Below are 14556 nucleotides of genomic sequence, written 5' to 3' on the forward strand. Positions count from 1 at the left end.
GAGGTCAGCTCAGGTCAGGGCAGCATCCAGGCCAGGACCGGGGTGCTCTGGCCCACGACGATCAGGCACATGACCAGCAGCAGGCCCAGGCTCCACGGCAGCACCTTGCGCAGCAGGTCGCCCTCGCGGCCCGCGAGCCCGACGGCCGCGCAGGCGATGGTGAGGTTCTGCGGGGAGATCATCTTGCCGAGGACGCCGCCGGAGCTGTTGGCGGCGGCCAGGAGGTCGGGCGGGAGTCCCGACTCGTGGGCGGCGGTGACCTGGAGGGCGCCGAAGAGGGCGTTGGCCGAGGTGTCCGAGCCGGACACGGCGACTCCGAACCAGCCGAGGACGGGCGACAGGAACGCGAGCCCCGCTCCGGCCGCCGCGACGAAGTAGCCGATCGTCGCGGCCTGGCCGGAGAGGTTCATGACGTAGGCGAGGGCGAGTACGGACGTCACCGTGAGGATCGCGAAGCGCAGCTCGTGGACGGTGGCGAGCCATTCCCTGACGGCCACGCGCGCGTGCACCCCGATGACGGCGGCCGTGCAGATCCCGGCGAGGAGCACGAGCGAGCCGCCGGTCGACACGATCGGCCAGCTGAAGACGTTGCCGCTGACCGGCTCGCCGTCCGGCCCGGCCACGTTCAGGAAGGGCCAGTCGTAGGTCTGGGTCGCCTCGGCCAGCCAGTCCTTGACGGCCGGGATCTGCGCGACGGAGAAGATCACGACGATCAGCGCGTAGGGGGCGTAGGCCCGCAGGACCTCGCGGGGCGGGTCCTCCTCGTCGAGCTCCTCGCTGCGGGCGCCGGTGAGCACGGAGGCGCGCACGGACTCGGCGGCGGGCACGCGCGCGTGCGGCGTCGCGACGAGGGCGCCCGCGCCGGCCAGGGCGGCGCCGATGTCGGCGAGTTGGGCGGAGAGGTAGTTGGAGGCGGCGAACTGGGCGACGGCGAAGGCGACTCCGCAGGCGAGGGCGGGCACCCAGGTCTCGCGCAGGCCGCGCCGGCCGTCCACCAGCCAGACCAGCACGAGGGGCACCAGGAGGGCCAGCAGCGGCGTCTGACGGCCCACCACGGACGCCACCGAGTCCAGCGGCAGCCCGGTCACCTGGGCGAGCGTGACGACCGGTGTGCCCATCGCGCCGAAGGCCACGGGCGCGGTGTTGGCGACCAGGGCGACGACGGCGGCGCGCACCGGTTCGAAGCCGAGGGCGACCAGCATGACGGCGCTGATCGCGACGGGTGCCCCGAAGCCGGCGAGTGCTTCGAGCAGCGCCCCGAAGCAGAAGGCGATGACGAGCGCCTGGATGCGCGGGTCGTCGGACAGCCGCCCGAAGGAGCGGCGCAGGATGTCGAAGTGCCGGGTGAGGACGGTCATCCGGTACACCCACAGGGCGTTGACGACGATCCACAGGATGGGGAAGAGGCCGAAGACGGCGCCCTGGGCGGCGCTGGAGAGGGTCTGCCCCAGGGGCATGCCGTAGGCGAGGCAGGCGACGAGGACGGCGGCGAGGAGCCCGGTCAGGCCGGCCAGGTGGGCCTTCATGCGGACGGCGCCGAGCAGGACCAGGACGGTGACGAGGGGCAGGGCCGCCACGAGGGCGGACAGGCCGAGCGAGCCGGCGACGGGTTCCAGTTCCTGGACGTACACGGGCGCCTCCCCGGCTTCCGTCATGCGAAAGCGATTTCTCGCGTCCTCAAAACGGAATGGTCATGTCCGCGCCAAGCCCGCGTCAATGGGTGTGCGTGGGGAGGAACCGGGGTGCGGTCAGTTGTCGGGCGAGCGCAGGACGCGCAGGTGCCCTCGTCGCGCGACCTCCATCGGGTCGGCCGCGCGCCCGCCGCCACCGGCCCCGGCCGCCCGCTCCTGGGGGCGGGCCGCCTCGCGCACGGCGTTCGCAAGCGCTTCCAGGTCGTCGCCGCTGGGGCGCGCCGGGGCGGAGCCGTCGAGAAGCCGGACGACCTCCCAGCCGCGCGGGGCGGTGAGGCGCTCGGAGTGCTCGGCGCACAGGTCGTAGCAGTGGGGTTCGGCGTAGGTGGCGAGCGGGCCGAGGACCGCGGTCGAGTCGGCGTAGACGTACGTCAGCGTCGCGACGGCGGGACGGCCGCAGGCGGTGCGCGAACAGCGACGTACAGGGCTCACGACGATGGACGGTACCTCACTCTTGACCGGGCCGCGACGACTCTCCACCAGGTCACTCCCCCGTGTCGCGCTGTGAGACGCCCCACACACCCCGTCCGGCCCACCCGGCTGACCTGCTCGAACAGCGTCGTCCGACGCGCCGGACGGGCCGGTAAGCGGTCAAGAGCCGTCACAAAACCCTCAATTGCCGTGAGGTCGGCACTCTCGTAGGGATACGGATTCGAGCCCAACCTTGGCTTGAATGGTCATGTAACGACATGCCGCGCGGGTCGGCCGGAAGCCGTCCGCGCGCCCGTGCGGTGCCGGGCGCACGGGCCTGGCGGGGACTACCCTTCACCAGTGATGGACAAGCCCGTGACGCCCCGTGACGCCGCCCCCGGGCCCCGCCGCCGTGATCGCCACGGCCGGGGCATGCGCGGCCCGATCGCACCACCGCAGGTGCCGCTCGCCGCGAGCCGCGCGGAGGCCTTCGCGGATCTGGTGCAGGACTCCGTGGAGCGCCTGGAGCGGCGGTGGCCGCAACTCGCCGACATCGACTTCCTGGTCCTCGAGGTGCCGCGCCTGGACGGCCCCGGCCAGGCCTGGAACGACGAGGCGGTACCGCTCGGCGGCACGATCGGCGCCCGCGAGGGGCGTCCCGCGCGCGTGGTGGTCTACCGGCGGCCGGTCGAGATCCGCACCAAGGGCCGCGACGAGCGGGCGGCGCTGGTGCACGAGGTCGTCGTCGAGCAGGTCGCCGAGCTGCTCGGGCTGACGCCGGAGACGGTGGATCCGCGGTACGGCGAGGACCAGGGCTGAGACCGGCCGAAACCGGTCGCCCGCCCTGCTTCCGCGGCACCGCCTGCCTCCGCGGCACTGCCCTACTTCTGCAGCACCGACAGGTCCTCGTCCGCCTCCGGCACCGCGACCGTCCCCCGGTCGTCCGGCAACGTCTGCACCGTGAAGCCGGGGACTCCGCCCTCGCTCGCGGACAGGGTGCGGGCGCCGTAGACCGGGCCGCCGGACTTCGGCTCGACCGTGAGCGCGTACGTGCCCTTCAGGCCGCTGGGGACCGGGGGCTCGATGTCCTGGGTCGTGCCCGCCTTGATCGTGTACGTCTTGGACACCGGCGCGCCCCCCTCGCTGCCCGCCGAGGCGGTGACCTCGACCGTGGCGGCGCCGGCGGGCGCGGTCAGGGACAGGGTGCTGCCCTTGGCGCTGTTGTCCGCCGAGGTCGCGCGCGTGCCGACCGGGCGGGCGGCCGGGATGAACGCCGTCTCCTGCTTGTCGCCCTCGCCGCGTACGACCCGCAGGGCCGCCACCACCGGCACGGCTCCGTCCGTCGGCGTCAGCACCAGGGAGCCCGCCTCGCCGCGTGTCACGTCGCCCAGGTCGACGGCGGTCGTCATACCGCCCTTGACGTGCACCGTCTCGTGTCCGGCCGGGGTGATCAGCCCGGAGGGGGAGGCGAGGCGCACCTTCAGGTCGGCGTCGTCGTCGCCGGGTGTGAAGGCGACCAGGCGCACCGAGGTCGCGTCCTTGGGGAGGCCGGGCAGGACCAGGCTGCCCGACGGGTCCGTGGAGGCGGCCAGCCAGTCGCCGCCCAGCTTGTCGTCGAGGGCCTGCACGGCGGCGCCGACGCGGCCGCTGCGGACGTTGACGTGCACCGTGACGTTGTCCTGCTTTTCGCCGGTGAGGGTGGACAGCAGGACCGGCTCGCTGGAGTGCGGCTGGACCGTGATGCCCTCCCCCACCGTGGACTTCAGGGTGCCGTCCTTGCCGTAGAGCTCGATGTCGACCACGGCGGCCGAGCCGTCGGGGTTCGTCAGATGGACGTAGTCGGTGCGGTCGGCCGCCGTGCTGGCGCCGGGGAACCAGAAACTCGTGTCCGGGGCCGTGCAGTTGACGCCCTGTAGGCCGCGCCCGGTCCCCGCGGCGACCTCCGTCGTCTCCTGGACGGTCCAGCCGGGCGCGAACCTGCCGTCCGCGGTGCCGACGAGCGCGGGCGTGTCGGCTCCCGAGCTGTCCCCGGTGACCGGCTTGCCGGGCTCCTCGGGGGTCAGCACGGGCTTCTCGGTCTTCTGCTCGCCGGACTTCTTGTCGTCCTTCTCGCCCTGGTCGCCGCCCGCGCCCGAGCCGTCCGCCGACTCCGCGGCCGCCGCCTGGAGTTCGGCCTTGCCGCCGCCTTCGGTGCCCTTGGTGACGGGCGTGAAGGAGGTGTACGACGTCTCGGCGAGGTCGGACATGCTGGGCGAGGGGCACAGCAGGCTCGTGCGCTCCACGGGCAGTTGGGCGGCAGCCTTGGCGGAGGTGTCCGCGCCCGGGGCGTCCGGGGCGGACAGGGCCGCGAATCCGGTGACGGCGGCGAGCGCGGTCGCGCCGGCGATCAGGGACAGGGTGGTGCGGTTCACTGCTGGCTCCCGTCGGGACGCTCACTGCCCGTGCCGTGGGGGTCGTTTTGCTGCTCTGCCGGGTCGTACGGCATGCCGTAGCCCTGGGTGTAGGCCTGGTCGTAGCCCGTCTGGTCGTACGACGGCGTCTGGGGCTGCCCGCCGTAGGCGTACGGGTCGTACTGGCCGCCCTGGTACGGGTCCGCCTGGTACTGCCCGTGGTACGCGTCCGCCGGGTACTGGGCTCCCTGGTACTGGTCGCCGTAGCCCGGGTAGTCGCCGCCCGGGTAGCCCGCCGCGTCCCACTGGCCGTGGTGCTGCTGCTGCGGGACCCCTGCGGGTTCCGGTGGCGGAGGCGCGGCCGGGAACTCCTCGGGTGTCGCGGTCTGTTCGGCCTCGGCCTCGGCCTGGGCGCGCAGGCGGCGGGCGCGGCGGCCCTCGCCGGCGACCGCCTGGGCCGGGACGGCGGGCTCGTCGGGCAGGTCGTCGTCGATGTCGCGGCGCCGGCCGGGCAGCGCGAGCACCACGAGTACCGCGGCGATCAGGCCCTGCGCCCACAGCCACAGGGTGTGGGTGAGCGGGTCGTCGTAGGTGACGTCCAGCTTGCCGCCGGTGGCGGGGAGTTCGAAGCCCTGGGCCCAGCCGTCGACGGTGGTGCGGGTCAGCGGCTTGCCGTCGAGCGTGGCCGTCCAGCCGTCGGAGGCGGTGTCGGCCAGGCGCAGCACGCGTCCGTCGGTGCCCGTCGGGATCGTGGTGTGGATGTCGACGGGGCCGGCGGCGACGGGCTCGGGGGTGCCGGAGCCGGAGGCCGGGACGATGGCGGCGCGCGCGACCTCCTGGTCGATCCGCCACAGCGCCCCACCGCCCTGCTGGCTCAGCCGGGTCAGCCCGGGCGTGGCGTCCAGGACGCGGGTGACCTCGCGGGGGGCGCCCTGATGGACGAGGACGTAGCGCACGGCGAAACCGCCGAGCTGGTCGGCCTGGTCGGCGCCGGAGCCGGCGACGAGGTTGGCGACGACCTTGTCGAGCTTGCCGTTCTCACCGTCGGCCGCGGCGATCTCACCGTCGCCGAGGCGGGCACCGGAGCCGCGGACCAGCATGTAGCCGACGTGGGAGGCGGAGTCGCTGTCGAGGACGAGAGTGCGGGCCTGGTCGCGGGTACCGCTCTCCTCGGCGACGAACGCGGGCACCTGGGTCGCGTCGCGACGCTCCAGGGGCCCGTCGGCGCCGCGGATCATCCAGCCGGCGGCGATGAGCAGCGGGCCCGCGGCCGAGGCGAAGGCGATCAGCGCGGCGACCGGCTGGCGCCAGCCGAAGCTCTGCTCGGCCACGCGCGAGCGTGCCCCGTCGGCGCCGAGGACGGCTGCCGCCAGGAGGGCGATGCCGTAGACCAGGGTCGCGGGTCCGGCCCAGGTGGAGCTGTTGGCCAGGACCGCGAAGACGAAGCCGGTCAGGGCGACCGCCCAGGCGGTCCGGATGCCCGACTGGCGTTCGGAGCGCAGCAGGGCGGCGAGCGCGGCCAGCACGATGCCGATCAGCATCAGGCCGCTGACGGTGCCGGGGCCGCCCGGGCTGGCGCCGAGCAGGTCGAGGGCGGAGGCGGCCGAGGGGCCGTAGTCCAGGCCGGCCTGCCGGAAGAAGCCGAACGGCAGCAGCGACAGCGACCAGGGCGCGAGGACCAGCAGGGGCGTGCCGAGCTGGGCGAGGAACCGCGGTCCGTAGGCCGTGATCTCCGACCGGCGCAGGACGAGCAGCCCGGCGCCGAGGAGCAGCGCGATGGGCCACACGATCGGGGTGAACGCCGTGGTGATGGTCAGCAGCAGGGCGTAGGCCCAGGTGGCGCGCCAACTGCCGCGGGTGCCCGCGGGGCCGGCCAGGCCGCCGGCCGCGATGCCCGCGCGGGCGATGAGCGGCAGCAGCACGGCCAGGACGGCGGTGCCGATCCGGCCGCCGGCGAGGGCGCCGGTGGCGGCGGGCAGGAAAGCGTAGGCGACGGCCGCCCAGGCGCGCAGCAGCCGGGACTCCACCAGGGGGCGGGAGGCGAAGTACGCGGTGACACCGGCCAGCGGCACCGAGCAGACGAGCAGCACCGTCACGGCGAGGCCGGTCGAGCCGAACAGCAGGGAGGCCAGCATCGCCACGAGCGCGACGTACGGCGGCGCGGAGGAGGTGCCTCCGGCGGCGACCGGGTGCCAGGCGTCCAGGTAGCGCGCCCAGAGGTCGGCGGAGTCGGCCGGGGCGGGCAGCAGGGCGCCGCCCGCGAGCGCGCCGCCGCCGAGGAGTTCGCGGCAGGCGGCCAGGGAGACGAGCAGCAGCACCAGGAAGAGCACGGGGCCGGGCTTGCGCGCGATGCGCTTGAGCCGGGCGAACTGCTCGATCTCCAGGAAGTCCGCGTCGTCGCCGCCCGGGCCCGACTCGACGGCGCCGCCGTGCCGTCCCGCGCCGGCGGCGACTTCCGGGTCGGAGCGGCCGACGACGTTGCTCGCGACCTGTTCCACGGTGGCCCGGACCGTCGCGCCGGGCGGCGGGAACAGCGCCCGCAGCTCGTCCTTGTCGATCTGGGGTGCGCCTCTGCGGCGCCGCCCGGCGAGGATCCGCTCGGGCCTGAGCAGCGTGCCCATGAGGCCGCGGATCTCGTCGACGGCCTGTCCGGGGACCTTGCCGACTAGGTAGGCGAGGGTCCGCAGCAGGGTGCCGAGCACGATCCGCAGCAGCACCCAGGGCAGCACGGCCGTGCGTGTGTTGACGAGGAGGGTGTAGACGGCGCCGGCCTTGTCGACCTTGTGCGGGGAGGCCGACGTGCGGCCCACGCAGTCGACGGTGCGGCGCTCCCGGGAGGACGCCTCGGCGTGCCGGACGACCGCCTCGGGGGCGACCAGGACGCGGTACCCCGCCGCGTGCGCGCGCCAGCACAGGTCGACGTCGTCGCGCATGAGGGGCAGATGCCGGTCGAAACCGCCGAGCTGTTCGAAGACGTCGCGGCGGACGAGCATGCCGGCGGTGGACACCGACAGCACGGTCCGGACGTGGTCGTGCTGGCCCTGGTCCTGCTCGCGGCGGTCCAGGCCGGTCCAGCGGCGGCCGGAGTTGGCGATGGAGACGCCGACCTCCAGCAGCTGCCGTTTGTCGTACCAGCCGCGGAGCTTGGGGCCCACCACGGCCACGTCCTCGCGGCCCAGCTCGTACTCGTTCTCCACGACCCGCAGCAGCTGGGCCAGGGCGTCGGGTTCCGGGGCGCAGTCGTCGTGCAGCAGCCACAGCCACTGCACCGGCTCGCCGTGCGGGAGGTCCGGCAGGTCGTACGCCTCGTCGCGCCAGGAGCGCGTGACCGGGTCCCAGCCGCTGGGCCGCTTCAGGTACGGCAGGTGCTCCGGGGTGAGGACCGGGGCGGTGCGGCCGCACTCCTCGACGGCCTGGCCGAAGCCGGTGCGGCGGGCGAGGTGCAGTACGCGGTCGGCGCCGAGGGCGCCGGTGACCAGCTGGGCGGAGTCGTCCGCGCTGCCGGTGTCGGCCCCCATCGCGTACTGGACGGGTCGCTCCTGGCCGAGCAGCCCGGCGAGCGCGTCGGGCAGCCAGCGGGCGCCGTCGTGGGAGACGAGGACCGCGGTCACCACATGACGCGGGAACTCAGGGGGGCGGGCCGGGTCGAACGCGGCTGTGGCAGCGGTGTCGTGATGGGCTGCCGGGTGGCTGTGCACGGACATCGAGGTACGGGCCCCGGTTCGGTGGACTTCAGTGGACGCCCGCGACCGGTGGGGGCAGCGGGGCGTCTCGGACGAGCGCCCACACTATCGGCTGCGCAACATGCCGGCCCGCCGCCTGTGGACAACCCACGGGCGACGGGCCGTTCACGACGTCAAGCGGAGTCAGACCGCGGCCTTCTTCAGACGGCGGCGCTCCCGCTCGGACAGGCCGCCCCAGATGCCGAAGCGCTCGTCGTTGGCGAGGGCGTACTCAAGACACTCGGAGCGGACCTCGCAGGAGAGGCAGACCTTCTTGGCCTCCCGGGTCGAGCCGCCCTTCTCGGGGAAGAAGGACTCGGGGTCGGTCTGGGCGCACAGCGCGCGCTCCTGCCAGCCGAGTTCCTCGTCCGCGTCGTCGACCAGCAGTTGCTGCACCAGCTCGGTCATGTGCGCCCCTCGTCTGTTCTTTCCGCGTCCCCGTGATGTAGCCGTTACCGATTCCGGCTGAACGACACGAGTGAAATTACAAGTGTGCTGCTCCGGGCGAGTCAAGCCGAGATCTGCTATTGAGCCCCTTATTCACTCTGCGGAACCAAGCCCATGCGGAAAGTGTTCAAATCACCATAAAACCTGACACACAGACGGAGCCCGCGAGGGCGTCCACCTTCCGCCGGACCCCTTGGAGTCCTGTACGGAGAAGGACGCCCAGAGGTTCGATCTCGTTCCGACACATGCGTCGAAGCGAACCGGATCACAGTCGGATCACGAGTACGCAACGGCGCTCGCGCGCACGGATGGACGCCATGTGTCCCGGACCGGCCATGAACAAACCTTTCATCTGAGCGGTGAACCGGAAGAGGTGAAACCCGTCGCACTTCCCGGGTGCCGAGTTGACAGTGGTGGTGTGAACCGGTGTCCTAGTGGGCATGCTCGCGAACTTGGCATTCACCTCGACCCGCACCGCCGGGTCCCACGGTGCTGCTCGCGCTCGCTGTAGCTGTCGCTGTTCCAGCTGTTGAGCCACACCCGCTCCAGCTGAAGGCCGAGCCACCCGTACTCGGCTCCCGTTCCCTCTGACCTTCTTTCACTGAGGAACCAGCCCACCCCATGAACAGCGACAGCGACCTCCAGATCGCCGGCGACATCCTCGAAGTCCCGCACCTGCTCCAGGCCCCGCGCGAGCACCCGGCCACCGTCGCCGAGTTCGTCGGCCTCGCCCGTTCCATCGCCGCCGACCGCTCCCAGTGGGAGCACCTCGTCCGGTACGACGCGACCAGCCGCTGGTACCACCGGCTGCGCACCGGCCCGGGCTACGAGGTGTGGCTGCTGTCCTGGGTGCCCGGGCAGGGCAGCGGACCGCACGACCACGGCCGCTCCTCCGGTGTGCTGACCGTGCTGGACGGCACGCTGACCGAGCGCACGGACCGGGGGACGCGCGCCTTGCGGGCCGGCGCGCAGCGCGTGTTCGCGCCGGGGTACGTGCACGAGGTGGACAACGACACGCTGGAGCCGGCGGTGAGCCTGCACGTCTACTACCCGGGGCTGACGGAGATGCCGATGCACGCGGCCCCGCACTGCGAGGCGCTGAGCGAGCCGGGCGCCCTCACCGCCTGACCGGTTGTCGTGGCCGCCGACCGGTTGTCGTAGGGGCCTGCAAGACTGTCGCCCATGCGCATTGTGGTTCTGGCAGGCGGCATCGGTGGTGCCCGGTTCCTGCGCGGTCTGAAGCGGGCCGTGCCGGACGCGGACATCACGGTCATCGGCAACACCGGGGACGACATCCACCTCTTCGGGCTGAAGGTCTGCCCGGACCTCGACACGGTGATGTACACGCTCGGCGGCGGCATCAACGAGGAGCAGGGCTGGGGGCGCGCCGACGAGACCTTCCACCTCAAGGAGGAACTCGCGGCGTACGGCGTCGGGCCCGAGTGGTTCGGCCTCGGCGACCGGGACTTCGCCACGCACATCGTGCGGACCCAGATGATGGGCGCCGGGTATCCGCTGAGCGCGGTGACGGACGCGCTGTGCGACCGCTGGAAGCCGGGCGTGCGGCTGATCCCGATGTCCGACGACCGCGTCGAGACCCATGTGGCCGTCGAGGTCGACGGTGAGCGCAAGGCGGTCCACTTCCAGGAGTACTGGGTGCGGCTGCGCGCCTCGGTCCCGGCGGAGGCGATCGTGCCGGTCGGCGCCGACCAGGCGAAGCCCGCGCCGGGCGTCCTGGAGGCCATCGCCGAGGCGGACGTGATCCTCTTCCCGCCGTCCAACCCGGTCGTGTCGATCGGCACGATCCTCGCCGTGCCCGGTGTCCGGGAGGCGATCGCGGACGCCGGGGTGCCGGTGATCGGCCTGTCCCCCATCGTCGGCGACGCGCCCGTGCGGGGCATGGCCGACAAGGTGCTCGCCGCCGTGGGGGTCGAGTCGACCGCGTCGGCGGTGGCCGAGCACTACGGCTCGGGCCTGCTGGACGGCTGGCTCGTCGACACGGTGGACGCGGGCGCGGTGGAGCGCGTGGAGGCGGCCGGGATCCGCTGCCGGGCCGTGCCTCTGATGATGACCGACGCCGACGCGACCGCGCAGATGGCCCGGGAGGCGCTGACACTGGCGGAGGAGGTGCGGGCGGTTTGAGCGGCGAGGTCTCCCACGACCGGCAGGGCACCGACGGGTACCGGGTGTGGGCCCTGGGCGGGATGCCGGAGGTCACGGCCGGGGACGACGTGGCCAAGCTGATCGCGGCCGCCGAGCCCGGCCTGGCCGACGGTGACGTGCTGCTCGTCACCTCGAAGATCGTGTCCAAGGCGGAGGGCCGGGTCCTGCGGGCGGCCGACCGGGAGGCGGCCATCGACGCGGAGACGGTGCGGGTGGTCGCCCGGCGGGGCAGCCTCCGGATCGTCGAGACCCGGCAGGGCCTCGTCATGGCGGCGGCCGGGGTCGACGCCTCCAACACGCCGTCCGGGACCGTGCTGTTGCTGCCCGAGGACCCGGACGCCTCCGCCCGCGCCATCCGCGAGGGGCTGCGGGACGTCCTGGGCGTCGACGTCGGTGTCGTCGTCACCGACACCTTCGGGCGACCCTGGCGCGCGGGGCTCACGGACGTCGCGATCGGCGCCGCCGGAGTGCGGGTGCTCGACGATCTGCGCGGGGGCACGGACGCGTACGGCAATCCGCTCAGCGCCACCGTCGTCGCCACCGCCGACGAACTCGCCGCCGCCGGTGACCTGGTCAAGGGCAAGGCCGCCGGGCTGCCCGTCGCCGTGGTGCGCGGACTGCCGCACGTGGTCGCGGACGGCGACGACGCGGAGGGCGCGCGGGCCATCGTGCGCGGCGCGCGCGACGACATGTTCCGGCTCGGTACGTCGGAGGCGGTACGGCTGGCGGTGACCCAGCGGCGTACGGTCCGGGCCTTCACGGACGAGCCCGTCGACCCCGGAGCGGTACGGCGTGCCGTGGCCGCGGCGGTGACGGCACCGGCGCCGCACCACACCACTCCGTGGCGCTTCGTGCTGCTGGAGTCCGAGGAGTCGCGGACGCGGCTGCTCGACGCCATGCGCGACGCGTGGATCGCCGACCTGCGACGGGACGGCAAGACGGAGGAGTCCGTCGCCAAGCGCGTGCGGCGGGGGGACGTCCTGCGGAACGCGCCGTACCTCGTCGTCCCCTGCCTGGTCATGGACGGCTCGCACACCTACGGCGATCCCCGGCGCGACACCGCCGAGCGGGAGATGTTCGTGGTCGCCGCGGGCGCCGGAGTGCAGAACTTCCTGGTCGCGCTGGCCGGGGAGCGGCTCGGGTCGGCATGGGTGTCGTCGACGATGTTCTGCCGGGACGTGGTGCGCGAGGTGCTGGACCTGCCGGCGGAGTGGGACCCGATGGGCGCGGTGGCGGTCGGGCATCCGGCGGAGGAACCGCGGCCGCGGCCGGAGCGGGACGCCGGGGCGTTCATCGAGGTGCGGTGACGGACGCGGGGCGGCGTCTAGGCTCATAGGGCCGTTCCGCCCGCAGCCCGGCGGCTTCAGGGACCACGCGGCTTCAGGAACATCAGGGACTTCATTCATGGCAGGACGGTTCGCTCCCCGGCCCACGCGTACGACCGTGCGCGGTGGGGATGTCTCCGTGGCCGGGGGCGTGCCCCGGCAGGCCGCGGGGCCCGGGCGGGTGCGGGACTGGGTGCCGGACGGGCCGCTGGATCTCGGACTGGTGCTCGGGCCGCTGCGGCGCGGGCCGGGGGACCCGACGTTCCGTGCGATGCCGGACGGGTCCGTGTGGCGGGCCTGTCGTACCCCGGCCGGGCCCGGGACGCTGCGGGTCTGCGCGTACGGCGGTGGGGTGCGCGGCCAGGCTTGGGGGCCCGGGGCGGAGTGGCTGCTGGAGCAGTTGCCTGAGCTGCTCGGGGCCGCGGACGACCCGTCCGCCTTCGTGCCGCGGCACCGGCTGGTGGCGCAGACCCGGCATCGGAGGCCGGGGCTCAGGCTGACGCGGACCGGGCTGGTGCTGGAGTCGCTGATTCCGTCGATCTTGGAGCAGAAGGTCACGGCCGACGAGGCGTACCGGGCGTGGCGGCTGCTGGTGCGCAAGTTCGGGGAGCCGGCGCCGGGGCCCGCGCCCGAGCGGATGTGTGTGATGCCGGCGCCTCGGACGTGGGCGTTGATTCCGTCGTGGGAGTGGCATCGAGCCGGGGTCGACAACAAGCGGGCGTCGACGATCCTGCGTGCGGTGCGGGTGGCCGGGCGGTTGGAGGAGGCGGTCCGGATGGAGCCGGGGGCGGCTCGGGCGCGGTTGGAGGTCGTGTCGGGGATCGGGCCGTGGACGTCGGCGGAGACGGTGCAGCGGAGTCTGGGGGCGGCGGACGAGGTGACCGTGGGGGATCTGCATCTGCCGCGGATCGTGGGGTGGGCGCTTGCCGGGGACCGGGATGCGGATGACTCCGTGATGCTGGAGTTGCTGGAGCCGTATGCGGGGCAGCGGCATCGGGCGGCTCGGTTGATTCTGCTGAGTGGGAGGGTGCCGGGGCGGCGGGTGCCGAAGATGCCTCGGTGGGATATCGGGCAGTTGTGAACTGTTGCCCTTCCCCGGGGCCGGTTTCTGGTGCTCGGCGTTGGTGCCTGGGGCGGGTGGGTGCGCAGCTCGGCGGGACGAGGTGCCGCTGCGCCCACCCTCCCCCAAGCTCTCGACTTCGCTCGAGCAGGGGGGACCCCCATCGCCCCAGCGGCACGACTGCCCGCAGCTGGCGCTATTGGTCCGAGGAGAAGCGGACTGCTGCTGCGGGGATTTGGGCGTCGCACCAGATGCGGGTGCCCTCCAGGAGTTCGTTGTCGGGGCCGACCGTCGCGCCGTCGCCTATGACCGTGCCGGTGAGGACGGAGCGTTCGCCGACTCGGGCCCGGCTGCCTATGAGGGAGTCGGTGATGACCGCGCCGGGTTCGATCACCGCGCCGGCGAGGATCGTGCTGCCGAACACGCGGGCTCCCTCGGCGACGAAGGCGCCCTCGCCCACCACCGTGCCGCCCGAGAGCTTCGCGTCGGACGCGACGGTCGCCGTCGGGAGGACCAGGCGGTCACCGCACCGGCCCGGGACCGCGGGAGACGGGGCCCGGCCCAGGACCAGGTCCGCGGAGCCCCGGACGAAGGCCGCCGGCGTGCCCAGGTCCAGCCAGTACGTCGAGTCGACCATGCCTTGGAGGTGTGCCCCGGCGGACAGCAGGTCGGGGAAGGTCTCCCGCTCCACCGAGACCGGACGGCCCAGCGGGATCGTGTCGATGACCGAGCGGCGGAAGACGTACGCGCCCGCGTTGATCTGGTCGGTGACGATCTCCTCCGGCGTCTGCGGCTTCTCCAGGAACGCCAGGACCCTGCCGGTGTCGTCCGTGGGGACCAGACCGTAGGCGCGGGGGTCCGTGACCTTCGTGAGGTGGAGCGAGACGTCCGCGCCCGTCGACGCGTGCGTGTCCACCAGGGCCGGGATGTCGAGGCCCGTCAGGATGTCGCCGTTGAAGATCAGCACCGGGTCGTCGGGGCCGGAGTGCAGCCGTGACGCCACGTTGCGGATGGCGCCGCCCGTGCCCAGGGGTTCCTCCTCCGTCACGTACTCGAGGTGGAGCCCCAGTGCGGAGCCGTCACCGAAGTACGGCTCGAAGACCTCGGCCAGGTAGGACGTGGCGAGGACGATGTGCTCGACGCCCGCGGCTCTCGCTCTCGCCAGCTGGTGCGTGAGGAAGGGCACCCCGGCCGCCGGGACCATGGGCTTGGGCGTGTGCACCGTGAGCGGGCGCAGCCGGGTGCCCTTGCCGCCGACCAGGAGGATCGCTTCTGTCACGTGTCGTCTCTGCTTCCTGCCGGGACCGGCCGAACTGTCTTTCGGCCGGTCAGTGTATGCAGACCGTT

General features: G+C 73.4%; 11 protein-coding genes. 5 read left to right on the forward strand and 6 right to left on the reverse strand.

Annotation, left to right across the window (positions count from 1 at the left end; translation table 11 throughout):
- Nucleotides 1-14: 14 nt before the first annotated feature.
- Nucleotides 15-1631 carry an L-lactate permease gene (locus tag ABEA82_RS17165; RefSeq protein ID WP_345662924.1) on the reverse strand — a complete coding sequence of 539 codons (1617 nt, stop codon included), beginning with the start codon at nt 1629-1631 and terminating at the stop codon, nt 15-17.
- Between the two features lie 117 nt (nt 1632-1748).
- Entirely contained in the window at nt 1749-2171 is a 423-nt protein-coding gene (locus ABEA82_RS17170) for a DUF3499 domain-containing protein (RefSeq protein WP_345662387.1), read from the reverse strand.
- A gap of 294 nt (nt 2172-2465) precedes the next feature.
- On the opposite strand from ABEA82_RS17170, the gene ABEA82_RS17175 reads away from it, so the two are divergent.
- Nucleotides 2466-2921, forward strand: a complete 456-nt coding sequence (locus ABEA82_RS17175; protein ID WP_039932780.1) for a metallopeptidase family protein — start codon at nt 2466-2468, stop codon at nt 2919-2921.
- 62 nt (nt 2922-2983) lie between these two features.
- Here the strand turns inward: ABEA82_RS17175 and ABEA82_RS17180 are convergent, their stop codons facing one another.
- The 3 genes from ABEA82_RS17180 to ABEA82_RS17190 form a co-directional block, all read right to left on the reverse strand.
- Nucleotides 2984-4513 (reverse strand): DUF5719 family protein, encoded by a 1530-nt coding sequence (locus tag ABEA82_RS17180; protein WP_345662388.1) that lies wholly within the window; start codon nt 4511-4513, stop codon nt 2984-2986.
- Nucleotides 4510-8196, reverse strand: a complete 3687-nt coding sequence (locus tag ABEA82_RS17185) for a glycosyltransferase family 2 protein (protein WP_345662389.1) — start codon at nt 8194-8196, stop codon at nt 4510-4512. Before ABEA82_RS17185 ends, ABEA82_RS17180 begins: the two co-directional genes overlap by 4 nt.
- Before the next feature lie 162 nt (nt 8197-8358).
- Nucleotides 8359-8622 (reverse strand): WhiB family transcriptional regulator, encoded by a 264-nt coding sequence (locus ABEA82_RS17190; RefSeq protein WP_003990679.1) that lies wholly within the window; start codon nt 8620-8622, stop codon nt 8359-8361.
- Between the two features lie 660 nt (nt 8623-9282).
- Here ABEA82_RS17190 and ABEA82_RS17195 point away from each other — a divergent pair.
- The 4 genes from ABEA82_RS17195 to ABEA82_RS17210 all read left to right on the forward strand — a co-directional run bounded on the left by ABEA82_RS17195 (nt 9283) and on the right by ABEA82_RS17210 (nt 13230).
- A complete protein-coding gene (locus ABEA82_RS17195) occupies nt 9283-9789 on the forward strand; it encodes a cysteine dioxygenase (RefSeq protein WP_345662390.1) in 507 nt (168 codons plus the stop codon).
- Nucleotides 9790-9843: 54 nt separating this feature from the next.
- The gene (cofD, locus tag ABEA82_RS17200) at nt 9844-10803 is read left to right on the forward strand and encodes a 2-phospho-L-lactate transferase (protein WP_345662391.1); all 960 of its coding nucleotides are present in this window, start codon (nt 9844-9846) and stop codon (nt 10801-10803) included.
- A complete protein-coding gene (locus ABEA82_RS17205) occupies nt 10800-12131 on the forward strand; it encodes a coenzyme F420-0:L-glutamate ligase (RefSeq protein WP_345662392.1) in 1332 nt (443 codons plus the stop codon). Before cofD ends, ABEA82_RS17205 begins: the two co-directional genes overlap by 4 nt.
- A gap of 97 nt (nt 12132-12228) precedes the next feature.
- Nucleotides 12229-13230 carry a DNA-3-methyladenine glycosylase family protein gene (locus ABEA82_RS17210; RefSeq protein WP_345662393.1) on the forward strand — a complete coding sequence of 334 codons (1002 nt, stop codon included), beginning with the start codon at nt 12229-12231 and terminating at the stop codon, nt 13228-13230.
- Nucleotides 13231-13405: 175 nt separating this feature from the next.
- Here the strand turns inward: ABEA82_RS17210 and manB are convergent, their stop codons facing one another.
- Nucleotides 13406-14488 carry a mannose-1-phosphate guanylyltransferase gene (manB, locus tag ABEA82_RS17215; protein WP_345662394.1) on the reverse strand — a complete coding sequence of 361 codons (1083 nt, stop codon included), beginning with the start codon at nt 14486-14488 and terminating at the stop codon, nt 13406-13408.
- Between the last annotated feature and the right edge of the window lie 68 nt (nt 14489-14556).

It is taken from the genome of Streptomyces venetus (genome assembly GCF_039540295.1).
Taxonomy (GTDB): Bacteria; Actinomycetota; Actinomycetes; order Streptomycetales; family Streptomycetaceae; genus Streptomyces; species Streptomyces venetus.